This window comes from Pseudomonas sp. R76 (assembly GCF_009834565.1).
GTDB lineage: Bacteria > Pseudomonadota > Gammaproteobacteria > Pseudomonadales > Pseudomonadaceae > Aquipseudomonas.
Genome location: NZ_CP019428.1, coordinates 777,858 through 800,392, shown reverse-complemented (window position 1 = coordinate 800,392; position 22,535 = coordinate 777,858). Strand labels below are relative to the sequence as shown.

Below are 22,535 nucleotides of genomic sequence, written 5' to 3'. Positions count from 1 at the left end.
TGGGCCGCTTAAACCGGACGGCAGATCCAGTGCAAATAACGCCCAAGTCCGGCAAAGCTTGGGTGACGACGGTGAGCGAGTTCCATCTCCAACAAGTCCTGTAAATCGGCGCGGGCCTGGAATTCCACCGGCATATAGTCGTGGAACACCCGCACGCCACTTTGGCTTTCGACCTGCCAAAGCCCCTCTAGTTGCGCCGCCAACTCACGTGGGTCGAGCGGCTGTTGCGGGGTCAGGCTCTGCTTCTCGCCGGCCATGTCGTTCTTGCGCATTTTGCGGAAGTGGCCTTTGAGCAGGTTGCGATAAATCAGCGCATCGCGGTTGTAGAACGCCAGCGACAGCCAGCCACCCGGCACCGTGAGCTGGTGCAGCACCGGCAGGATCGCATGGGGTTCGGCCAACCATTCCAGCACGGCGTGGCAGAGCACCAGGTCGTACGGTTCGGTGAGTTGGCCGAGCAGGTCTTGCCAGGGCGCATGGATAAAGGTTGCAGTCTGCCCAGCGTCGGCAAAGCGCTTGCGCGCGCCTTCGAGCATCGGCTCGGCGGGCTCGGCCAGGGTGACTTGGTGGCCGCGCTCGGCCAGCCACAGCGACATATGCCCAAGGCCGGCGCCGATATCCAACACCCGCAGCGGACGGTCGGGCAGCGCTTCGATCAGGTCGGCCTGGAGCACCGCCAGGCGAATCGCGCCTTTGGCACCGCCGTATATTTTCTCGGCGAAGCGCGTGGCCAGTTGGTCGAAATGACGGTCACTCATGGGCAAACCGCCGTTCGCTGTCGGCCAATTTGGCGCGCACCACCTCGTTCATGTCCAGGCCCAACTCACTGCACAGCAACAGCAGGTACAGCACGATATCGCCGACTTCCTGCCCGGCATGGGCAAGTTTTTCGGCGGGTAGCTGACGCGATTGGTCTTCGGTCAGCCATTGGAAAATTTCCACCAGCTCGGCCATTTCCACACTGGCGGCCATGGCCAGGTTTTTCGGGCTGTGGAACTGCTTCCAGTTGTTGTTATCGCGGATGCGGTGCAGGCGTTCGGTGAGGTGTTCGAGGTTCATGCGGGGGCTCCTGAAGGTGTATAGCTTCGGGGGGATCAGGGATGAAGGCAAGTGAATCCCGGCGGTGGGCTTGAGGCCGCCATCGCAGGCAAGCCAGCTCCCACATTTTAAATGTGTTCACAATTCAATTTGTGGGAGCTGGCTTGCCTGCGATGAGGCTCTAGTCGACGACACTGAACTCGAGGCGGGCGGTTTGGCCGGCTTCGTCGAGGACGCTGAGCTGGTAGCGGCCCAGGTGTTCGAAGCTGGCGTTGATGCTGTCCTGGTTGGCGCTGTCGCCCAGCGGCGCGCCGTTGAGGAACCACCAGCGTCGACCGCTGCCGCCCAGGGCGGAGATTTTCAGGCGCAGCGCTTGCTGGCTGGCGGCGGGCAGGCGCAACTGGTCGCCTTCGCGAACACCGACGATCGACAACGGCGACGCCGCCGCCAACGCCGGAGGCGGGCAATCGGGGTCGGCAGCCGGGATACGCGCTTCACGGCGTTCGACCCTGGGCAGCCACGGCTCCAGCGGCGCCGGCCACAAGGCGATGTCTTTGGCCACAGCACCTGGGCAATGGGCATCGACCCGCAAGCCCTTGGCATTGACCCACACCGTTTCCTTCAAGCCCACACTTAATGGCTGGTCCAGCGCCTGCAAGGTTGGCGGCGTGGTGTTGTCCAGCGTCCAGGCAAAGCGCTGGCGACGGCAATTGGGGTCGCTGCGGCTCATCGGCTGGCCCAGCGGCCAACAGATGGCCGCGACGCCGACATTGGCCGGCACCGGTCTGACAGGCGCGCTGATCCCGCGCTGACTGTCGCGGTTGGTCAGCACGTCATGCACCTGCAACATCAACGGCGCCGCCGACGCCAGGCCGAACTGGCCCGGCACCGGCGTGCCATCCGGTCGGCCGATCCACACGCCGATCAAGTAGCGCGGCCCCACACCAATCGCCCAGGCATCGCGAAAGCCGTAGCTGGTGCCGGTTTTCCAGGCCAGCACCGGGCGCTGCACCAGCTCGGCGCGCGGGTCGCGGTCAGGTCGCGCCTGGCCGCTGAGGATACGCCGCACAATCCAGGCGGACCCTGGCGACAATAAAGGCCGTTCTTTAAGCGTATCGTCCGGCTGCAAGCGGATAGACGCACTCTTGCCGTCGCGGGCGAAGGCGCTGTAGCCGCTGACCAAGTCTTCCAGTCGGCTGCCTGCACCGCCCAGAATCAACGCCAGGTTTGGCTCGGCCAGCGCAGGCAGCGCCAAGGGCACGCCGCCGATGCGCATTTCGGCGGCAAAGCGCTTCGGCCCGTAGGCCTCCAGCAGTTGCACCGCCGGCAAGTTCAGCGAACTGGACAGCGCCGTACTCGCCGGCACCGCGCCGCTGAAGCCCATGGAGAAGTTGCCCGGCCGGTAATCGCCATAGCGCCGCGGCACGTCCTGCAGCAGTGATTCGGAGTGAATCAGCCCATCGTCCAGGGCCATGCCGTACAGAAATGGTTTCAAGGTGGAACCGGGCGAGCGCAGCGCACTGATCATGTCCACGTGGCCGAAGCGCTTGGCGTCATTGATGTCCACCGAACCGAGGTAGGCACGCACGGCCATGCTTTCTTCTTCCACCACCAGAATGGCAGCGGAGGTGTGTTCCGGCAGCCGCGCGCGCCAGCCCAGCAACAGGTCTTCAAGGCGGCGTTGCAGCGTGGCGTCGAGAGTGGTACGGATCAGCGGCGGGCTGTCGGGGCGGTTCAGGCGGCGGGCGAGCAGCGGTGCCAGGCTCGGCTCCAGGCGCGGGGCGAGCAGCAGCGGTTCTTCCAGGGCTTCATCGACCGCCGATTGCGGCCACACCTGGAATTCGGCGAGACGCCGCAGCACTTTGTCGCGGGCTTGCTGGGCGCGTTGCGGATGGCGGTCCGGGCGCAGGCGGCTCGGCGCCTGGGGTAATACGGCGAGCAAGGCCGCTTCGGCGTGGGTCAGTTGTGCCGGGGACTTGCCCAAATACGCCCAACTGGCCGCCGCCACGCCTTGCAACGTACCGCCAAACGGCGCGCGGTTCAGGTACAGGTTGAGAATCTCGTCCTTGGACAAATGCCATTCCAACTGCGCAGTGCGCCACAGCTGGCGCAGCTTGCCGTGGAAGGTGCGTGAGTGCGGGTCAAGCAGCCGCGCCACTTGCATCGACAAGGTGCTGCCGCCCGACACCACCCGCGCGCCGGTCAAGTTCTGCCAGGTCGCCCGCGCCAGCGCCAACGGGTTCACGCCGGGGTGTTCATAAAACCAGCGGTCTTCGTAGGTGAGCAGCGCATCCAGGTAATACGGCGACACTTCATTGGTTTGCACCGGATAACGCCACACACCGTTGGCATCAGCAAACCGCCACAACGGCGTGCCATCCTCAGCCAGCACCACCCGCGCCAAGTCATCCTTGGGCAACGGCAACGGCCAAATCCGATCCGCCAGCCACAACAGCGCAATCACCGCCAAGACACATCCAAATGCCCAGCCCAGTAAATGTGGGAGCGGGCTTGCTCGCGAAAGCGATTTGTCAGTCACCTCACTCACAACGGCCCCACCCCGCCCACAACTAATCGCAAATTCAACCCCGCAAACCTCTATGCTTCATGGAACTAGCCGCGACCCATCGCGAACAAAGGCTCAGTGCTGGCAATTTCGTCCACTTATTCATCGAGACACACCTATGCAAGTAGACTTTTTCGGATGGTTGGGTAACACCGTTGGCTTGATCATCCACTACATCGTCGAGTTCTTCAGTGGGCTGTTCAACATGCTGTCCAATGCGGGCGGCAACTTCGTCGAAGGCATGTCCCGCTCACTGGGCATGGACACCTCGATCATCAGCATCATCACGCTGATCATCGGTCTGCTGTTCCTGTACTCGGCCGTACGCGCCTTCATGCGTGCCTCGATCATCATTGGCGTGATCTGGCTGATGCTCGGCCTGTGGCTGCTGAGTTGGGTTGTGCACTAAACCCAAACACTTCCCCAATCCCCTGTGGGAGCTGGCTTGCCAGCTCCCACATTTGAACCCCGTAGACCTCAGCGGCCCTTGATCACCAGATCCGCCGGCGTCTCCCCCACCGCCTGCCAGTTCGGCCGATACATCGACTCCACCTGCGGCGGTGGCACGCGGTACGTGCCCGGCGTCACCGCGCGCGCCAGGTACAACAGGTGCGTGGTGCCATAGCCGTCCAGGTTCATCGCCGCCACATAGCGGTCATCGCGGAACTCCTGATGCTTGAGCGACGCGTTCTGCATCGACTCGCGCCATTCCTTGACCTGGCTGCTGGCGTTTTCCAGGCTGGCCGCGCTTTGCGCCAGGTTGTGGTTTTCCAGCTCCAGGCCCGCCGGCAACAGGTCGACCACCAAGGCATCCGGCACCCGCTGCTTGGCACTCACCGCCAGGTGCACCAGCACCAAATCACCACTGTTTACGTTACGCAGGTTCAACGGCTGGCCGTTCATACCCAGGTACTCGCGACGGATACTCAGGTTGTCGCCACCCGGTGCCGGTGGCACTTGCGGGTAACCCGAAATCGTCAGTTGCTGGTACACCGGCGCCTCGCCCTGATTGCTCAAGGCCAGGTCACTGGACAGCAGTTTGCCGTCCAGCTCCAACGTCGACTGCTGGTTATTCAGCTCATGCACACCGCCGCTGCCGGTCAGCGACACCTGCCAGTTCGGCTCCGGCTGCGAGAACCCAAGGCGCCCGGCCAGGAACAGCGAATTACGCTCCTGGGTCGAGAGGTACGGGCTGGCGGCCAACTGGTCCGACAGCGTGAACAAACGCTCCTCGCGCTTGCCTTTGGCCAAGTCGTTCTCTTCGAGCAACGCCAGGATCATCGCTTGATCGCGCAGCGGGCTGCCGTAGTCGGCCAGCCACTCATTGGCGTTGCGTTGCGCCGCCAAACCGGCGAGCAAGGCTTGATCGGCACGCGGCTGGTCGCCCATTTTTTGCAGGGCGATAGACAGCTGCACCAACGGCAAGCCGGAGCGCGCATCGCTGCGGCGTTCGAAGATACTGCGCAACGCGCCCAATGGCGCCTGCTGACTGCGCGCCAACACCATGCCGGCGTAGGCCTGCACGGCAAAGCGGGTGTGGTCGGCGTTGTCGCTGTAACTCACCTCAATCAGGTTGCGCTCCTGCACATAGCGCAGCAGGCGCTCGCTGGCTTTTTTCAGCGCTTCAGGCGGCACGGCAAAGCCTTGGTCGCGGGCGCGCAACAGGAAATCGGTGACGTAGGCGGTCAGCCAATATTCTTCTTCGCCATCGGCGCCCCACAAACCGAAGCTGCCGTTGTAGCGCTGCATGCCCAGCAGCCGCTCGATGCCCAGTTCGATCTTGCGCTTGCGCTCGCTGTCCGCCTCGCCCTTGACGCCCAGGCGCTTGAGCAACGCAGCGTCGGCATACAGCGACGGGTACAAGCCGCTGGCAGTCTGCTCCAGGCAACCATAAGGGTAGGCCTTGAGCGCGCTGATCTGCGCACCGAGGTTCAGCGGCGGCCGGCTCGACAGGCTCAGCAGCGCCTCACGCCCCGAGGCCTCGAACTGGTCCAACGTGCCGGCCGGGAGGCTCCAAGGCTGATCCTTGAGCACTGCGCGGTAATGCTTGAGCAATGCCGGGTAGGCCGGGCGTACACCCAGGGTCCACTCGCGGCTGAACGGCGGCAGGTTTTCACCCGGCAGGTCCAGGCCATTCACCGTGACGTTGACCTTGCCCTGCCCCAGCCCACCCCAGGCTTTCACCGGGATACGCAAAGTGATGCGCTGGCCTTGCTTGAGTTCCACCGTCTGCGCAGCGCTGTTGACCAACTCCAACTGCCCTTCGGCCCTCAGTTGCACGTCGAGCTTCTGCGCTTTGCCCGACAGGTTGGACAGGTCCAGCGCCAACGTCGTCTGGTCACCGCCGGCCAGGAAGCGCGGCGCCGACAGCTCGGCAATCAGCGGCGCGGCAATCACCGTCTTGCCTTCGGCCATGCCATAACGGTCATCGCTCCAGGCCTGGGCCATCAGGCGCAGCTCGCCGTTAAAGTCGGGGATATTGACGCTGACTTCACCCTCGCCCTGCTCGTTCAAGGTCACGGGCGCGCTTTGCAACGCGACGATGGTCACGCTGGTGTCCGGGCGCTTGCCGCCCTTGGCCAGCGCCGCATCACCACCAAAGGCCAGGCTGGCCAAACGGCCCTGGCCGGCTTCGATCAACTGGCCGTAGATATCGAACTGGTCCACGCCATAGGCCTTGCGACCAAACAGGCTGGAGTACGGGTCCGGCGTCGGGTATTCGGTGATATTGAGGATGCCCACGTCCACAGCCGCCAGCAGCACATGCACCTGCTTCGGCACGCTGCCATCGGCGTTCTTGGCGGCGATCTTCACCGTCAGCGCTTGTTTGGGGCGCATTTTTTCCGGTGCCGTGAGGGTCAGGCCCAGTTTGCGCTGGGTGCGATCCAGCGGCAGGTGAAGCAGGCCCACGGCACGTTTGGGGGTGATATTGGCTTTGCGCTCACCTGGGCGAATCACCAGCGCGCTGACATAAAGGTCATGGCGCGACCATTTCGGGTCGAGTTTCACGGCGAAGCTTTTGCCCTCGGCCGGCACATCGATTTCCTGCCACCACAGCGGCCCTTCGCTGGACTCCACCAGCAAGTAGCCCTTGCCGGCCGCCGGTGGCGTGACGGTGACAGTGGCGGTATCGCCATCGCCGTACGCGGGTTTATCCAGTGCCAACTTGACTTGGTCCGGGCGCACGGCGCCGCCTTCGGTGTTGTCCTGAGCCTGGTAGCCGGCCCAGAAACGCAGGCTGCTGACCAACCCGGTTTGCGGGTCTTCGACTTCGACGCGGTAGGGGCCCCACGCCACCTGGAAGCTGACCTTGGCGGTGTCGCCGGCCTTGATGTTCAGGGTCTGTTCGTCGAGGTTGAGGAATTTCTCGTTGAAGTGATAACTCCAGCCGTCACTTTCCGAGTAGTTCCAGTAGTAGTCGCGGCGCTCGCGCACCAGGCGCACCTTGAGGTTTTGCGCAGCGAGTTTTTGCCCGTCCTGATTGGCCACCAGTACTTCGAACTCTGCCGGGCCGTCGCCATTGGTTTCCTTGCCGTCGAACAAGCCACGCAAGCCCGGTAATTGCTCGGCCGGCCAGATCGGTTGCACCAGGCGCCGGGTGATTGGCCGACCTCCCGACTCTTGCAGGCTGGCTTGCACAATCAGTTGCAGCGGCGACTTGGCCTCGGCCCATTTGCTTTCCAGGGTCAGTTCTTCCTGGCCCTTGGCGTCGAGTACGCTTTCGTCCAGCTCGAAATCCTGGCTCAGTTCTTCTTCAGTGACGGAGCCGAACTGATAACCCGGCAGCGACTTGACCGCTTCGCGCAGGGGGCGCACATAAACCTGCCCGCTGACGCGATTGCCCGACGCCGGTGCGCCGTAGAGGTAGCGGCCATTGACGTGAATCACCGGGTTATCCGCCGGGCTCAAGGCCGTGTCGCTGCCCTTGAGTTCCAGCGCCAGGCGCTCGGGCAGGAAGTCTTCGACGAGGAATTCATACAGCTGCGGCTTGCCGTCGCCGAGGTCGAACACCAGTTGCCAGCGCCCGGTCGGCGCCTCACCGGCCAATTGCAGTTGATATTGATAGAGGCCTGACGCATCGGCATCCCACACGAACTTACGGCTGACCTGCTCATCCGGGCGGCGCACTTCGACACTCACCGGTTGCGGCTTGACGGCATTGCCATCCTTGTCACGCAGCAGCGCATTGAGCAGCACGGTTTCGCCGGGGCGATACAGGTCACGCGGGCCGAATACGAAGAATTGCAGCGGGTGTGCCGGTTGGCCGCCGATGTCGAACTCAGCCAGGTCCAGCGCGGCACTGTCCAGGCGCAGCATGCTGGTTTGTTCGCCCTGCTTGGACAGTAACACCTGGGCCTTTTTCGGCAGCGGCAATTCGGCGTGGCCGCCCTTCTCGGTTTTGCCCTGGCCGAGCACGCGGCCTTCGGCATCCAGCACTTCGAGGTCAACGCCGTCCAGCGCCTTGCCGCCTTCCAGTGCCTGGGTAAACACATCCAGGCGATTGGCATAGCGGTGCACCGACAGGCCGATATCACTCAAGGTGAACAGCGTGGCCGGTTGCGAATAGTTGTAGGTGCCCGAGGCGCGCATCACCGCCAGGTACACGCCCGGCTGTTGCAGCTGCTTGAGGCCGGCAATCGGCAGCAACAGGGTTTCGCGGGTATTGCGCGCCGGGTTCAGGTCGAAACGGCCGCCGTAAACCAGGTCGGCCATCGGCAGCAGCTCACGGGACTCATAACTTTGCAGGCTGGTATTGCGCCCCCACTGCGCCAGGAACGACGGCAGGGATTCGGGTTTGATGCGGAAGAATTCGACGTCGATCTTGTCGACATTCAGCGCGATCACCGGCAAGCCTTCAGCCAGACGGGTCGGCAGCAAAGTGCCACGGCTGGCGAAGCCGACCGTGGCTTGCAGGTCGCGGGTTTCCAGGCGCGCGCTGTACTCGGCGGCGAGCGTGTTGTCGTTGACCGCCCTGACCCCGGCATCCACGGTCAGCACCAGTTTGCGCTGCGGCTCCAAGTGACGCAGGCGCAACTCCATCAAGTTATCGGACAGCTCCCACGCGCCGTCGACCTTGCCGGACTTGCTGTCGACCAGATGCAGTTTGTCGGCGAACTTTTGGTCGGGATCCAAGGGGATGGAAAAACTCACCGACAAGGTGCTGGCCCCGTCCAGCTGGACTTCGGACACATCCACCACGCTCAACTCACGCCCGGCGTAACGCTGCTTGAGCGCTGCCACGTCCACCGCTGCCTTGACGGGTTTCGGCGCGGCCGACACCGTTGGAGCAGATGGGGCAGCCGGTTTATCGGAGGAATCGCAGGCGCTCAGCAGGGCCAGCGCGCAGGCCAGGAACAATCCTTTGTTAAGCATGGGGCACTCGTAGTGAGAGGGGGCCGAGGGGTGAACTATATATCAGCCTGGGTGGGGCCGATGGGGTGCTGGTCACATTGACCGACGGAGGGTGGTTTGGTTCTCGGTCCTCTTGTAACCAAGCCAAATCCCATTGCCACTGAAGATCAAAATGTGGGTGCTGTTGTGTTGTTGAGGGCCAGTTACAATGCCGCTCCCCCAAAGGAGCCTCCATGACTTCCCTGCTCACCGACTGGCGCCACCGCCCCACCCACCGCCGCGTCTGGGCGCTGGCCGCGCCGATGATTCTGTCCAACATCTCGGTGCCGCTGGTGGCCCTGGTCGACAGCATGGTCATCGGCCACCTGCCCCACGCTCACCAGTTGGGCGCCGTGGCCGTCGGCGCCAGCCTGTATACCTTCCTCGCCTGGGCCATGGGCTTTCTGCGCATGGGCTCCACCGGCTTTGCCGCCCAGGCCGCCGGGCGCAATGATGGCGCGGCACTGCGGCAAATCCTGCTGCAAGGCTTGCTGCTGGCACTGGGCTTGGCGATGTTGCTGGGCACCGTGGGCATTCCGCTGAGCCATCTGGCCCTGGAGTGGATGCAGCCCTCAGCCGAATTGAATCAACTGACCCGCGAGTTTTTCCACACGCGCCTGTTCGGCCTGCCCGCCGCGCTGGCCAGCTATGCCTTGGTCGGCTGGTTCCTCGGCACGCAAAACGCCCGCGCGCCGCTGGCGATTCTATTGACCACCAACCTGGTCAATATTGCCTTGAACCTGTGGTTCGTCCTCGGCCTGGAGTGGGGTGTGGTCGGCTCCGCGCGGGCGTCGGTCATCGCTGAATGGACCGGCGCCCTGCTCGGCCTGGCCCTGACGCAAAAAGCCCTGCGCGCTTACCCCGGCCATATCGCCTGGGCCGCACTGAAAGTGTGGGAAAGTTGGCGCCCGTTGCTGGCGGTGAACCGCGATATCTTTATCCGCAGCCTGGCGTTGCAGTCGGTGTTTTTCATGATCACGGTACAAGGCGCGCGACTCGGCGATGCCACGGTCGCGGCCAACGCGCTGCTGCTCAACGGCCTGCTGCTGACCGCCCACGCCCTGGACGGTTTGGCCCACGCCGTGGAAGCGCTGTGCGGGCATGCCATCGGCGCCCATGATCGCCAGGCGTTGCGCCGCTCATTGGTGGTCGCCTGTGGCTGGTCATTGATCGCCAGCGTCGGGTTCGCGTTGCTGTTCACGTTCGCCGGCCACCTGTTTATCGCCATGCAAACCGACATCCCCAGCGTGCGCGAAACCGCCGACATCTACCTGCCTTATCTGGCCGTGCTGCCGTTGATTGCGGTGTGGAGTTACTTGCTGGACGGCCTGTTCATCGGCGCCACCCGCGCGCGGGAAATGCGCAACGGCATGCTGCTCACCGTGGTGGTTCTGCTGCCCTTCGCCTGGGCGCTGCAGCCGTACGGCAACCACGGGCTGTGGATAACCTTTCTGCTGTTCATGGCCCTGCGCAGCCTTACTTTGTGGGCGATTGCCTGGCGCTTGAATCGGCAGAATCAGTGGCTTGGATAAACGCCGTGACGCGGTCCAGCACTGGGGCCAGCCAGCGTAAGGGCTTGGCAATCGATGCCACTAAGGTCGCGTGGCTGGTCCGGGTGAAGTAAAACGCCTCCACCGGCACGCCTGCTTCGCGCAGTTTCTTCGCCAGCCCGCCGGTATTGCGCGTTGGGTTGACCAGCGTGTCGCTCACCGAGGCGATCAACAGGCTCGGTGGAGCGTCACGGCTGACGTGATTGATCGGCTGAGAATCCGGCGGTGAATCGGGGAAGAAAAACACGGGCCGTACGTCGCGGTTATCAATCGGCAGGAAGTCATACGGCCCGGCCAGGCCGATCCAGCCTTTGAGCATCGATGGCGACATCTTCACTTCGCCAAGCCAGCGCGCATCCAGCGCCAACATCGACGCGTTATAGGCACCGGAGCTGTGGCCCATGAGGTAAAGCTGCTTGGGGTCGGCGCCATAGTCGGCGATGTGCTGATAAGTCCAGGCGACGGCCTGGGCGTTGTCCTGCAGAAACAGTGGGTAACGCACTTGTGGGTAGAGCCGGTAATCCGCAATCACCACCACGATGCCGCGTGAGGCCAGGGCTTCGCCGACAAAACCGTAATCGTCCTTGGCGCCGCTGTTCCAGCTGCCGCCGTAGAAGAACACCACGACTGGGGCATTGGGCGCTGCCTTGGTTGGACGGTAGACATCGAGTGTTTGGCGCGGGTCGGCACCGTAGGCAATTGAGGATGTTTTGGTGAAGGTGCTGGAGGGCGTCAGTGCGTTGAGCACTTTGATCGGGGAGCACGCTGCTAGAAGCGCGGCGAATGCCAGGGTCAAGGCTTGCAGGAGTTTGCTCGACATCGTTCAGGCCTCACACAGAAGGTACTACCAAACGAAGATCCAAATGTGGGAGCGGGCTTGCTCGCGAAGGCGGTGGGTCAGTTAACACATGTGTGACTGATGTACCGCCTTCGCGAGCAAGCCCGCTCCCACATTAGATTGCTATCAGCTTAGATCACGACGACAGGTACGAAGAACGCGTCAGGCCCAGACGCAACGCGTCGAGGAACTGCGTGCGCTCACTGGCACTGATCTTCGCACTCGCACACTTGTCACGGTAGTGCGTCATCAACTCCTCCGGCGACAAGTGCACATAGCGCAACATGTCTTCGATGGTGTCGTGGGTCTCGATCCCGGCGCTGTACACCGAACCGTCTTCGCGCTGGTAGATGTTCACCGAGTCGGTGTCACCGAACAGGTTGTGCATATCACCGAGAATTTCCTGGTAAGCGCCGACCAGGAAGATGCCCAGCAAGTAGTCTTCACCTTCGTTCAAGGCGTGCACCGGCAGGCTGGTCTCGATGCTCTGCTCGTCGACGTATTGCTTGATCTTGCCGTCGGAGTCGCAGGTCAAATCCTGCAGCACGGCGCGGCGCAGCGGCTCTTCGTCGAGACGGTGCAGCGGCAGGATTGGCAGGACCTGGCCGATCGCCCAGGTGTCCGGCAGGCTCTGGAACACCGAGAAGTTGCAGATGTACTTGTCGGCCAGCTTGTCGTTGAGCTCGTCCAGCACTTGGCGGTGCGAGCGTTGACGCGCTTTGAGCGAGTCGTGCAGGCGACGGCATACGGCGAAGTAGCACTGCTCGGCGAGGGCTTTTTCGGCCAGGGTGATTTTGCCGTCGGCGTACTGGGTGGCCACGTCGCTCATGTAGTGCGTGGCGCGCCAGTAGGTTTCAGTGACCATTTCAATGTCGGTCGGGCCCAGCAGGTCGACCAGCCACTGCACGGTTTCCGGCAGGCTTTCCTTGTTTTCGATCAGCGGGATTTCGTCGTTGTGCTTCTCGACGTCGGTGACTTGCACCACCAGCATGGCGTGGTGGGCGGTCAGGGAGCGGCCGCTTTCGGAGAAGATATGCGGGTGCGGCAGGCTCTGCGCGTCGCAGAATTCCTTGAGCATGCCCACCACCACGCCAGCGTAGTCGTCCATGTCGTAGTTGATCGAGCTGGCGTTGCGCGAGTGCGTGCCGTCGTAGTCCACACCCAGGCCGCCGCCGACGTCGATGTGATCGACTGGCAGGCCGAGGTTGCGCAGCTCGCCGTAGTAACGAATGGCTTCCTTGAACCCGTGCTGGTAGTCGGCCAGGTTGGCAATCTGCGAACCCATGTGGAAGTGCAGCAGGCGGATGCCCTGGTCGAGGCCAGCGTCGCGGAAGCGCTCGACCACCGACAGCAGTTGCGCCGCCGACAAACCGAACTTGGATTTCTCGCCACCGGTGTCCGCCCACTTGCTCGACGCCAGGGACGACAAACGCACGCGCAGGCCGACCTGTGGCTTGACCTTGAGGTTGGCCGCCTCTTCGATCACCAGCGCCACTTCGGATTCTTTCTCGATCACGATGAACACGTTGTGGCCGAGCTTCTGGCCCATCAGCGCGAGGCGGATGAACTCACGGTCCTTGTAACCGTTGCAGACGATGGTGCCGCCCTTCGGCGCCAGGGCCAGCACGGCCAGCAGCTCAGGCTTGGAGCCGGCTTCCAGGCCGATGGACACGTCCTGGGTAGCGATGATGTTCTCGATCACCGCTTCCTGCTGGTTCACCTTGATCGGGTACAGCGCGGTGTATTTGCTCTGGTATTCCAGGCGCTCGATGTTCGCATCGAAAGCACCGGTCAGCTGGCGCACCCGGTCTTGCAGGATATCGGGGAAGCGCACCAGCAACGGCAAGGACAGGCCGCTTTTGCGCAGCTCGTCGACTTGCTCGTACAGGTCGACAGGCGTGCTGTTCGGGCCGTTCGGACGGACTTCAACGCGACCGGCTTCATTGATCGCGAAATACCCGGCCCCCCAATGGCGAATCCCGTAAACACTGCGGCTGTCCGCAACTGTCCATTGGCTGCCATCGTCTTTGCGTGTGCGTCGTACGGACATCGAAGTCCCCTATAAATGAAGGCGAAGGCGCCGCCCCGGGTTTGAGGCTGGCGCAGTCTAAAGAATGAAAATGACGATTTGCCTGTAAGGGAGGTAGACCTCACTCGCAGGACAGAGTTTAGACACAGGTTGGGAAGAGGCTTTCAGCCGCCGGACTTCTTGGCCTTGTACCCGAGCTTGATCAGCTCGGCCAACAGCAACTCGACGTGATCGCCCTGAATCTCGATGACCCCGTCTTTCAACGCGCCACCGGTGCCACAGCGCTTTTTCAGCGTGGTAGCCAGTTCCTTCAGGGCCTCTTCGGCCAGCGGTACGCCGGTGATGGTGGTCACCGTCTTGCCGCCACGGCCTTTGCTCTCGCGTCGCACGCGAGCAATGCCGTCACCTTCAGGGATCAGGGTCTGTTTGCAGGTGCACGAATCCACGGGCTGACGACAGTCCGGGCAGTGTCGACCTGCGTCGGTGGAAAATACCAGGCCACCAAGGGCGGCGAAGGATGCGGCTTTTTTGGCCACCGGCAATCCTCTTGGGAGGACAAAGACTGATCGGCGCTCGCAACGAGCATCACCGACCGCGAAGCCCCACTCAGGCAGGGGCAGCGCTACCGAACCGCAAAGGTGGTTCGGGTGAAAAGTCGCGCAGTGTAACGGCAAAAAGCCGACTTGCTAAGAGCCAAATAGCGCCAATTTATGCAACTTTAGCGACGCAAGGCCAGATAGCGCCGCAAGCCTTCTTGAGCATCCGGGCAGTAAGGCTTTTGTTCAGCTTCCTGCAGGACAGTTTCAATGGGTAAAAAGCGCGCTTCCATGACCTCTTCGGGCTGCAGGCGCAAAGGCCCATCCCAGACCGCCGAGTAGGACGTGCACCACAGCCGGCTGTCGTCCTCTTCAAAGTAGAAATGGTCATGCTCAACCAATTCAACGCCGGCAACGCCAAGTTCTTCTTCCAGTTCACGGGCGGCCGAAGCGGCGTAGCTCTCACCCTCCGCGACCATGCCACCCGCCGCCGTGTCCCAGAAACCGGGATACAAGGCTTTGCTCAGGGTGCGCCGATGCACACACAGCTCACCGGCCGAATTGAACAGGAAGATAAAGGTGCATCGGCCGATCAGGCCGCGCTGGCGAAGGTCGGACCTGACGAGGTGGCCGAGCAGGTTGTCCTGCTCGTCGACCCAGCAGATCAGTTCAGCGTCGGAGGCCGCACGGTGTGCGGCCTCCTTTTGAGTAGCGTCCATCAATCACCCCTGGTTGAGGAGCTGACGCAAATCTATAACTGCGGCGTTTGCCCGGGAAATATAGTTGGCCATGACCAGCGAGTGGTTGGCGAGAATGCCAAAGCCACTGCCGTTAAGAATCATTGGGCTCCAAACCGGTTCCTGCGAGGCCTCCAGCTCACGAATGATCTGGCGCACGCTGACGGTGGCGTTTTTCTTGGCCAGCACGTCGGCAAAGTCGACTTCGATGGCGCGCAGCAGGTGGGACAGCGCCCACGCCTGGCCACGGGCTTCGTAGAACACGTTGTCGATCTGCATCCATGGGGTTTCCACCACTTCTTCATCGACCTGCGGCACTTCACCCGGTGCCAGGGCTTCGGTTTTCAGTGCGGTGTTCAACTTGACCCGGCCCACGCTGGCCGACAGGCGTTGCGACAACGAGCCCAAACGGGTGGCGACGTCGCCCAGCCAGTTGTTCAGGTTATCGGCACGCGCATAAAACAGCGCACCGCGCTGGTTAGGGTCCGACAAGCGCGCTTCGTAGCGGCTCAGGGAATTGATGCCTTCCTGGTATTCCGACTCGCTGGACGGCAGCACCCAGCTCTTGTTGTCGAAGTTGAAACGCGGCTCGGCCTTGGCCAAGTCAGCGTCTTCAGCCGACTGCGACTGGGAGCGGGCGAAATCTTTACGCAGGGCGCGGGTCAGGTCGCGCACCTGCACCAGCACGCCATATTCCCAGCTCGGCATGTTGTCCATCCACAGGCCTGGCGGGAAACGGTCATTGGAGATGTAGCCACCGGGCTTGTTCAGCAAGGTGCCGACCACGGTCTTGAGGGTTTCGACGGTGGTGTAGCCCACCACCATCTGCTTGCCTTCCTTCTCGGCGGCAAGCTGGGCATTTTGCTGGACCGGGAACAGCGCCGGCTCTTCGCTCCAGTACCAGCCCAGCGCGCCGGTGACCAACAGGTACAACCCCAGCACGCTGAGCACGGCTCGGCTCATCACCAGGTTGCGAAAGTAGCTACGGTTGGCCGACTTGGGCTCAGGGGCGGGGCCTTTGGCACTGCCTGCGCGGTTTTTCCAGTCCAGCATGGCGATATCCTTTCAATCACTTGAGTTCATGCACGTCATTTGTCCGGGTGCGTTCAAACACTCCGACCACAACCCTACCCCATCGTGCCCATCGGTGCGGGGCTTTTAACAGAAGTGGCGCGCCAGAGATGTTCGACTATAAATGATGCACGCTTTTTACGCAGTGCGACCACAAGGTCAAAAACTGAATACGGCAGACGTGTACTTAATTGACGTATGACACTCATGTAGAAGAAAAGAGGTGCTAGCATAGAGCCATCAGTCGACCTCAGCATGCACCCTAACTAGTAGTCAGGATATGACCGAGCCAGAAGACCCCAGCCGTGAGCGTCTCAAGCACCATTTTGCCCAGCGGGTAATTCATCAGGCACGTCAAATTCTTGAGATCTGGCAACGCCTGCAACGCAGCGAATGGTCGAACACCGATTTGTCCGAACTCAGCGAAGCCAACCTGCGCCTGCTGCGCTTTGCCGAGCGTTTCGAACAGCCGGAGCACGGCCAGCTGGCGCGGCACATTGGCGAATCGCTCAAGGCAGTCGACGAAAATCGCGGGCGCCTGAGCAGCCAGGTCATCACCGAACTCAACCGCCTGATGCAGCGCCTGTCCCGCACCGGCCTGCGCCAGGGCGATCAGCTGGAACAAACCTTCCTGCCGCCGATGCGCAAGCCGATCTACGTGATGCTGGCGGACCACGACCGCGCCGAGCGCCTGGCCAAGCAGCTGGAATTCTTTGGCATGAGCGCCCAGCCGCTGGACAGCGTGGCGGCATTTCGCGCCTCGCTGGCCGAGCGCCTGCCGTCAGCGATTGTGATGGACGTGGATTTCTGCGGCCAAGGTTTAGGCCTCAAACTCGCAGCCGAGGCCCAGGAAGGCCTGGAGCAAAAGCTGCCGCTGTTGTTTTTCAGCCTGCATGAAACCGACACCCCGACGCGCCTGGCCGCCGTGCGTGCCGGCGGCCAGGAATTCCTCACCGGCACCCTCGAAGCCTCGAGCCTGCTGGAAAAGATCGAAGTGCTGACCTGCGTCGCGCAGTACGAGCCCTACAAAGTACTGATCATCGACGATTCGCGCGCCCAGGCGCTGCACACCGAGCGCCTGCTCAACAGCGCCGGCATTGTCACGCGCACCTTGATCGAGCCGATCCAGGCCATGGCCGAGCTGGCGGATTTCCAGCCGGACCTGATCATCCTCGACATGTACATGCCCGCCTGCACCGGCACTGAACTGGCCAAGGTGATTCGCCACAATGACCGTTACGTCAGCGTGCCGATCATTTACCTGTCGGCCGAAGACGACCTGGATAAGCAGCTGGACGCCATGAGCGAAGGCGGTGACGACTTCCTCACCAAGCCGATCAAGCCGCGCCACCTGATCACCACCGTGCGCAACCGCGCCGCCCGCGCGCGCAACCTCAAGGCGCGGATGGTGCGCGACAGCCTGACCGGGTTGTACAACCACACGCACATCCTGCAATTGCTCGAAGACTGCAGCTTTCGCGCGCGCCGCGAGAACAAGCCGCTGAGCTTCGCCATGCTGGATATCGACCACTTCAAACGGGTCAATGACAGCCACGGCCACCCAATGGGCGACCGTGTGATCAAGAGCCTGGCGCTGTTTCTCAAGCAGCGTTTGCGCAAGACCGACTACATCGGCCGCTACGGCGGCGAAGAGTTCGCCATCGTGATGCCCGACACCGATCTGGAATCGGCCTGCAAAGTGCTCGACGAAATCCGCGGGCGCTTTGCCGAAATCCATTACCCGGCCCAACCGCAGGATTTGTGGTGCACCTTCAGCGCCGGGCTGGTGGAGCTGTGCGACGGCTCCGACAGCCTGATGATGGCCGCCCAGGCGGATGAGGCGCTGTACCGCGCCAAGGACGCCGGGCGTAACCGTGTGCACGCTGCGCGTACGTCAAAGCAAAGTGCCACCTTTTCACCGGAATTCACTGAATCCGTCATAACTTTGTAACGCAAACGCAATAACTTCAGGCACTTATCTTTTGCTGTCGGTTGAAACCACGCATGCGCCTGAAGCTGCTGACCAATCTGAACACCCTTCTTCTGGTGGCCGTGTGCCTGGCCCTTGGGGCCACGTTGTGGTGGTCGCAACGGGCACTGGAACGCCCGTATTTGCTGATGGAACGCTACCTCGGCCTGTCGCAGACCTTTCAGAACCAGGCCGCGCGCAACATCGACGACTACCTCGCCAGCGGCGACGCCTTGCGCTTGAGCAGTGCCGGCCAGAGCCTGGAAGCGCTGTTGCAGCAGGTTGATGAACTGCCGGCGGACCTCGCGCAAAACCTGCGCCCCAGCCTCGTCGACCTGGACACCTTCAGCAAAACCGACCTGCTCGCCGCCGGCAAACTGGCGGGCGACCCACAAGCGCTGTTGCTGCAAGCCGAACGTGAGCTGGGTGCGAACCTGGAGCAATTGAGCCAGTACGCCATGGGCGTCAACTCGCCGGAGGCCGCGCGTTACTTGCCGCCACTGCTGGCCGCCGCCCAACACTTGGGCAAACTGTCCCTGGCCCGCGACAAGCTGGTCAGCAGCGGGCGCGCGGAATTGGCCGATGAGGTGGAGCGCGAAGTCGCCAGCATCCGTGCCCAGGCCGACCTGCTGGCACAGCTGCCGTTGCTGGGCGTAAAGGCCAGTACCGAGTCCAGCACCGACGACTTTTCCGCCATGATGGGCCTGGAAAACAGCGAAAAAGCTGAAGTGCAGGACACCGGCGTCGACCTCAAGCGTGAACTCAACAGCCTGTTGACCCGCTACCCCGCCGAACTCAAGCGCACCCGCGACCAAATCCAGACACGCACCGCGCTGGCCGACAGCACCCACGTGAAAATCGCCGCCGTGCAGCACGCCATCGCCGGCCTGGAGCCGGTGGTGCGCGCGCAGCACGGCAAGATCCAGGGCGAAGTGCGCCTGATGCAGGGCGTGATGATCGGCCTGATCCTGTTGATTGCGCTGCTGATCGACACCCTGCAACGGCGCCTGGCGCGCGTATTGACCAACTTGGCCCCGGCCTTGTCGACCTGGGCCGAAGGCGACTTCAGCCAGCCGATTGCGCTGGGCAAGACCAACCGCGAACTGCACGATATCGAAGCCTCGCTTAACCGCTTGCGCGCTTACCTGGTCGATCTGGTCGGCACCATTCGCGGCAACGCCGAAGAAGTCGCCGGCAGCAGCCGCGCCCTCGCAGAGCTAAGCAGTGGCCTGCACGACGGGGCCGAGCGCCAGGCCGGGGACACCGCGCAGATCCGTAATTCGCTGGGTGAACTGGAAGCGACCATTCAGCAAGTGGCCGGTGATGCCAGCCAGGCCGCCGGTGCCAGCCGCAGTGCAGGCCAGGCCGTGGAACAGGGCCAGCGGGTGATCGGCCTGAGCCTGACCGGGCTGCATGCCTTGGTGGGTGAAGTGCAGCAAAACGCCCAGATGATCGAAAAACTCGCCGAGGAATCCGCCACCATCGGCGGCGTGCTGACGGTGATTCGCGCGATTGCCGACCAGACCAACCTGCTCGCGCTGAACGCCGCCATCGAAGCCGCACGTGCCGGTGAAGCCGGGCGCGGGTTTGCGGTGGTCGCCGATGAGGTGCGTTCGCTGGCCCAACGCACCGCCGGCGCCACCGCTGAAATCCAGAGCCTGATCGCCGGCCTGCAAACCGCCGCCCACCAATCGGTGCAAGGCATGCGCGCGCAGGTCGAGCACGCCGAAGCTACCGCCCAGCAAGCCCAGGCGGCCGACGGTGCCTTGGATGAAATTGTCGGCGCGATCCAGACGATTTCCGACACGGCAGTGCGCATCGCCGATGTGACCGCGCAGCAGAGTGGCGCCGTCAGTGAGATTCGCGACAACAGCGAGCGGATTCACCAGTTGGGTGAGGATAATTTGCTGCGTATTGGCCAGGGCCGTCGCCAGGGAGAGCATCTGTTGGTGCTGGGTGGGCAGCTTAATACGGCGGTGCAGGCGTTCCGGGTTTGACCTACTCTGCAGCCATGTGGAGTTCAAAATGTGGGAGCTGGCTTGCCGATCAGCTGGCCCGTCTTGCACAGGCATAGCGCTATCGCAGGCAAGCCAGCTCCCACATTAGATCCGCGCCGATTTCAGGACCGTGCTACCAATGACCGGAATTCAAGCCCCAGTCACAAATTTTGCGCAATCCTCGCTAATCGTGCTGCCTACTGCATAGAACTGGACAGTCACAAAGGCTTTGCGGCATAGTCGCCGGGTTCTGCCGTACCCACATCAATAACAAGGAACAGCCGATGGCGACCTTACTGGTTCTTCACGGACCCAACCTGAACCTGCTCGGCACCCGTGAACCGGGCGTCTACGGGGCAGTCACCCTCGATCAGATCAACCTCGATCTGGAACGACGGGCACGTGAAGCCGGCCACCATTTGCTCTACCTGCAAAGTAATGCCGAGTACGAATTGATTGATCGCATCCATGCCGCGCGCAGCGAAGGCGTGGACTTTATTCTGATCAATCCCGCCGCTTTTACGCACACGAGTGTTGCATTACGTGACGCGCTGCTGGCGGTGAGCATCCCATTTATCGAAGTGCATTTGTCGAACGTGCACAAACGCGAACCTTTCCGCCATCACTCTTACTTCTCCGACGTAGCGGTAGGAGTGATCTGCGGCCTTGGCGCCAGCGGTTACCGACTGGCCCTGGAGGCCGCCCTGGAACAGCTTGAACAACCGGCCAAGCGCCCCTGACCGACCCTTGGGAGTTGATGATTCATGGATATCCGTAAAGTTAAGAAACTGATCGAACTGCTGGAAGAATCCGGTATCGACGAGCTGGAAATCAAGGAAGGCGAAGAGTCCGTACGGATCAGCCGTCACAGCAAAACCCCAGCCCAACAGTTCTACGCACCGCAAATGCAAGCACCGGCTCCAGCCGCTGCTGCTCCGGCCGCCGCACTTGCTGCTGCCGCAGCGCCTGCAGCACCGGCTGCGCCTGCACTGAACGGCTTCGTGGTCAAGTCGCCAATGGTCGGTACGTTCTACCGCACCCCGGCACCGACCTCGCCAGCCTTCGTTGAAGTCGGCAAGACTGTGAAAGTGGGCGACACCATCTGCATCGTTGAAGCGATGAAGATGATGAACCACATCACCGCTGAAAAAGCCGGCGTCATCGAATCCATCCTGGTAGAAAACGGTCAGCCGGTTGAGTACGACCAGCCGCTGTTCACCATCGTTTGAACCGCGGAGCACCTTCGATGTTGAAACCTGCGAAGAAACTGCAAAAAGTCCTGATCGCCAACCGCGGCGAGATCGCGCTGCGGATCCTGCGCGCCTGTAAGGAAGAGGGCATCAAGACCGTCGCTGTTTACTCGACGGCCGATACCGAACTGATGCACGTGAAACTGGCGGACGAGAGCATCTGCATCGGCCCGCCACTGGCGACCAACTCGTACCTGAAAGTCTCCAACATCATCGCGGCCGCTGAAGTGACCGGTGCTGATGGCATTCACCCAGGCTACGGCTTCCTTGCGGAAAACGCCGATTTCGCCGAACAGGTGGAAAAATCCGGGTTCGCCTTCATCGGCCCGAAAGCCGAAACCATTCGCCTGATGGGCGACAAGGTATCGGCCAAGGACGCGATGATCGGAGCCGGCGTGCCAACCGTTCCAGGTTCCGACGGCCCGCTGCCTGAAGACGAGGAAACCGCTCTGCGCATTGGTCGCGAAGTCGGCTACCCGGTGATCATCAAGGCCGCCGGTGGCGGTGGTGGTCGTGGCATGCGTGTGGTGCACAAGGAAGAAGAGCTGATCGAAGCCGCCAAGCAGACCCGCTCCGAAGCGGCTGCCTGGTTCGGCAACCCGATGGTCTACCTGGAAAAGTACCTGACCAACCCACGTCACGTGGAAGTGCAGGTGCTGTCCGACGGCCAGGGCCACGCCATCCACCTGGGCGACCGCGATTGCTCGCTGCAACGTCGTCACCAGAAGGTACTGGAAGAAGCACCGGCACCAGGCCTGGATGAAACCGCGCGCCAGGAAGTGCTGGCTCGCTGCGTCAAGGCGTGCATCGACATCAACTACCGTGGCGCCGGTACGTTCGAGTTCCTCTACGAGAACGGCCGTTTCTACTTCATCGAGATGAACACTCGTGTGCAAGTAGAGCACCCGGTATCCGAGATGGTCACCGGTATCGACATCGTCAAGGAGATGCTCAGCATCGCCGCCGGCAATGTGCTGTCCTTCACCCAGGACGACGTGAAGATCCACGGCCACTCCCTGGAGTGCCGGATCAACGCCGAAGACCCGAAAACCTTTATCCCAAGCCCTGGCCTGGTCAAGCATTTCCACGCGCCCGGCGGCAACGGCGTACGTGTGGATTCGCACCTGTACAGCGGCTACAAGGTTCCGTCCAACTACGACTCGTTGATCGGCAAGCTGATCACCTGGGGCGCCACCCGCGACGAGGCCATGGCCCGTATGCGTAACGCCCTGGACGAAATCGTGGTTGACGGCATCAAGACCAACATCCCGCTGCACCGGGATCTGGTTCGCGATGAAGGCTTCTGCGAAGGTGGTGTGAACATTCACTACCTGGAACACAAGTTGGCCAACTAGTAAGTGCTCCACCCAACAAAGCCGCCTTCGGGCGGCTTTGTTGTTTCTGGGCTATCCACACCCCCACAAAATTCAGTGGGTGCCGGCTTTTGTGGGAGCTGGCTTGCCTGCGATAGCGTCGCCGCGCCCCCAGGCAAGACCGAGGCGCCTGCATCGCGGGCAAGCCCGGCTCCCACATGAACCTTTCCTAAATTTGGACTGCGCGTGC

16 protein-coding genes are annotated in these 22,535 nt (G+C 62.2%); 7 read left to right on the top strand and 9 right to left on the bottom strand.

Going from position 1 to position 22,535, the window contains the following annotated elements; genetic code table 11:
- Positions 1-8 precede the first annotated feature (8 nt).
- From PspR76_RS03405 to pbpC, 3 genes are all read right to left on the bottom strand, one after another.
- Positions 9-758 carry a methyltransferase gene (locus PspR76_RS03405; protein WP_159953967.1) on the bottom strand — a complete coding sequence of 250 codons (750 nt, stop codon included), beginning with the start codon at positions 756-758 and terminating at the stop codon, positions 9-11.
- On the bottom strand, positions 751-1,059 hold the full coding sequence (locus PspR76_RS03400; protein WP_159953966.1) for a MazG-like family protein: 309 nt from the start codon (positions 1,057-1,059) through the stop codon (positions 751-753). The genes PspR76_RS03405 and PspR76_RS03400 overlap by 8 nt, the downstream gene beginning before the upstream one ends.
- Before the next feature lie 160 nt (positions 1,060-1,219).
- Positions 1,220-3,532: a peptidoglycan glycosyltransferase PbpC gene (gene pbpC, locus PspR76_RS03395; protein WP_159961305.1), complete on the bottom strand. Its 2,313-nt coding sequence runs from the start codon at positions 3,530-3,532 to the stop codon at positions 1,220-1,222.
- A 190-nt stretch (positions 3,533-3,722) separates the two neighbouring features.
- Between pbpC and PspR76_RS03390 the strand changes: the two genes are divergently transcribed.
- Positions 3,723-4,013 carry a hypothetical protein gene (locus PspR76_RS03390; protein WP_159953965.1) on the top strand — a complete coding sequence of 97 codons (291 nt, stop codon included), beginning with the start codon at positions 3,723-3,725 and terminating at the stop codon, positions 4,011-4,013.
- A gap of 68 nt (positions 4,014-4,081) precedes the next feature.
- On the opposite strand, the gene PspR76_RS03385 is transcribed toward PspR76_RS03390, so the two are convergent.
- Positions 4,082-8,977 (bottom strand): alpha-2-macroglobulin family protein, encoded by a 4,896-nt coding sequence (locus PspR76_RS03385; protein ID WP_159953964.1) that lies wholly within the window; start codon positions 8,975-8,977, stop codon positions 4,082-4,084.
- 212 nt (positions 8,978-9,189) lie between these two features.
- Between PspR76_RS03385 and PspR76_RS03380 the strand changes: the two genes are divergently transcribed.
- Positions 9,190-10,527: an MATE family efflux transporter gene (locus PspR76_RS03380; protein ID WP_159953963.1), complete on the top strand. Its 1,338-nt coding sequence runs from the start codon at positions 9,190-9,192 to the stop codon at positions 10,525-10,527.
- On the opposite strand, the gene PspR76_RS03375 is transcribed toward PspR76_RS03380, so the two are convergent.
- The 5 genes from PspR76_RS03375 to PspR76_RS03355 all read right to left on the bottom strand — a co-directional run bounded on the left by PspR76_RS03375 (position 10,472) and on the right by PspR76_RS03355 (position 15,738).
- Positions 10,472-11,365, bottom strand: coding sequence for an alpha/beta hydrolase (locus tag PspR76_RS03375; protein ID WP_159953962.1), 894 nt, complete (start codon positions 11,363-11,365; stop codon positions 10,472-10,474). The genes PspR76_RS03380 and PspR76_RS03375 overlap by 56 nt on opposite strands.
- 154 nt (positions 11,366-11,519) lie before the next feature.
- The gene (gene speA / locus PspR76_RS03370; protein ID WP_159953961.1) at positions 11,520-13,433 is read right to left on the bottom strand and encodes an arginine decarboxylase; all 1,914 of its coding nucleotides are present in this window, start codon (positions 13,431-13,433) and stop codon (positions 11,520-11,522) included.
- A gap of 143 nt (positions 13,434-13,576) precedes the next feature.
- Entirely contained in the window at positions 13,577-13,948 is a 372-nt protein-coding gene (locus PspR76_RS03365; protein WP_012722004.1) for a translation initiation factor Sui1, read from the bottom strand.
- Between the two features lie 182 nt (positions 13,949-14,130).
- The gene (locus tag PspR76_RS03360; protein WP_159953960.1) at positions 14,131-14,667 is read right to left on the bottom strand and encodes an NUDIX hydrolase; all 537 of its coding nucleotides are present in this window, start codon (positions 14,665-14,667) and stop codon (positions 14,131-14,133) included.
- Between the two features lie 3 nt (positions 14,668-14,670).
- Positions 14,671-15,738, bottom strand: a complete 1,068-nt coding sequence (locus tag PspR76_RS03355; RefSeq protein ID WP_159953959.1) for a DUF2333 family protein — start codon at positions 15,736-15,738, stop codon at positions 14,671-14,673.
- 298 nt (positions 15,739-16,036) lie between these two features.
- Here PspR76_RS03355 and PspR76_RS03350 point away from each other — a divergent pair, with 298 nt between their 5' ends.
- The 5 genes from PspR76_RS03350 to accC all read left to right on the top strand — a co-directional run bounded on the left by PspR76_RS03350 (position 16,037) and on the right by accC (position 22,327).
- The gene (locus tag PspR76_RS03350) at positions 16,037-17,707 is read left to right on the top strand and encodes a response regulator (RefSeq protein ID WP_159953958.1); all 1,671 of its coding nucleotides are present in this window, start codon (positions 16,037-16,039) and stop codon (positions 17,705-17,707) included.
- Between the two features lie 1,466 nt (positions 17,708-19,173).
- Positions 19,174-19,722, top strand: a complete 549-nt coding sequence (locus PspR76_RS31575; protein WP_371317689.1) for a methyl-accepting chemotaxis protein — start codon at positions 19,174-19,176, stop codon at positions 19,720-19,722.
- 284 nt (positions 19,723-20,006) lie between these two features.
- Positions 20,007-20,462, top strand: a complete 456-nt coding sequence (gene aroQ / locus PspR76_RS03340) for a type II 3-dehydroquinate dehydratase (protein ID WP_065940938.1) — start codon at positions 20,007-20,009, stop codon at positions 20,460-20,462.
- Positions 20,463-20,486: 24 nt separating this feature from the next.
- Positions 20,487-20,951: an acetyl-CoA carboxylase biotin carboxyl carrier protein gene (accB, locus tag PspR76_RS03335; RefSeq protein ID WP_159953956.1), complete on the top strand. Its 465-nt coding sequence runs from the start codon at positions 20,487-20,489 to the stop codon at positions 20,949-20,951.
- A 17-nt stretch (positions 20,952-20,968) separates the two neighbouring features.
- Positions 20,969-22,327, top strand: a complete 1,359-nt coding sequence (gene accC, locus PspR76_RS03330; protein WP_159953955.1) for an acetyl-CoA carboxylase biotin carboxylase subunit — start codon at positions 20,969-20,971, stop codon at positions 22,325-22,327.
- Positions 22,328-22,535 lie beyond the last annotated feature (208 nt).

Excerpts from the sequence above, each read along its gene's own strand:
- PspR76_RS03355 (WP_159953959.1), bottom strand. The coding sequence starts at position 15,738 with ATGCTGGACTGGAAAAACCGCGCAGGCAGTGCCAAAGGCCCCGCCCCT.
- aroQ (WP_065940938.1), top strand. The coding sequence starts at position 20,007 with ATGGCGACCTTACTGGTTCTTCACGGACCCAACCTGAACCTGCTCGGC.
- PspR76_RS03405 (WP_159953967.1), bottom strand. The coding sequence starts at position 758 with ATGAGTGACCGTCATTTCGACCAACTGGCCACGCGCTTCGCCGAGAAA.
- accC (WP_159953955.1), top strand. The coding sequence starts at position 20,969 with ATGTTGAAACCTGCGAAGAAACTGCAAAAAGTCCTGATCGCCAACCGC.
- PspR76_RS03350 (WP_159953958.1), top strand. The coding sequence starts at position 16,037 with ATGACCGAGCCAGAAGACCCCAGCCGTGAGCGTCTCAAGCACCATTTT.
- PspR76_RS03400 (WP_159953966.1), bottom strand. The coding sequence starts at position 1,059 with ATGAACCTCGAACACCTCACCGAACGCCTGCACCGCATCCGCGATAAC.
- PspR76_RS03375 (WP_159953962.1), bottom strand. The coding sequence starts at position 11,365 with ATGTCGAGCAAACTCCTGCAAGCCTTGACCCTGGCATTCGCCGCGCTT.
- PspR76_RS31575 (WP_371317689.1), top strand. The coding sequence starts at position 19,174 with ATGATCGAAAAACTCGCCGAGGAATCCGCCACCATCGGCGGCGTGCTG.
- accB (WP_159953956.1), top strand. The coding sequence starts at position 20,487 with ATGGATATCCGTAAAGTTAAGAAACTGATCGAACTGCTGGAAGAATCC.
- PspR76_RS03390 (WP_159953965.1), top strand. The coding sequence starts at position 3,723 with ATGCAAGTAGACTTTTTCGGATGGTTGGGTAACACCGTTGGCTTGATC.
- speA (WP_159953961.1), bottom strand. The coding sequence starts at position 13,433 with ATGTCCGTACGACGCACACGCAAAGACGATGGCAGCCAATGGACAGTT.
- PspR76_RS03385 (WP_159953964.1), bottom strand. The coding sequence starts at position 8,977 with ATGCTTAACAAAGGATTGTTCCTGGCCTGCGCGCTGGCCCTGCTGAGC.
- PspR76_RS03380 (WP_159953963.1), top strand. The coding sequence starts at position 9,190 with ATGACTTCCCTGCTCACCGACTGGCGCCACCGCCCCACCCACCGCCGC.
- PspR76_RS03360 (WP_159953960.1), bottom strand. The coding sequence starts at position 14,667 with ATGGACGCTACTCAAAAGGAGGCCGCACACCGTGCGGCCTCCGACGCT.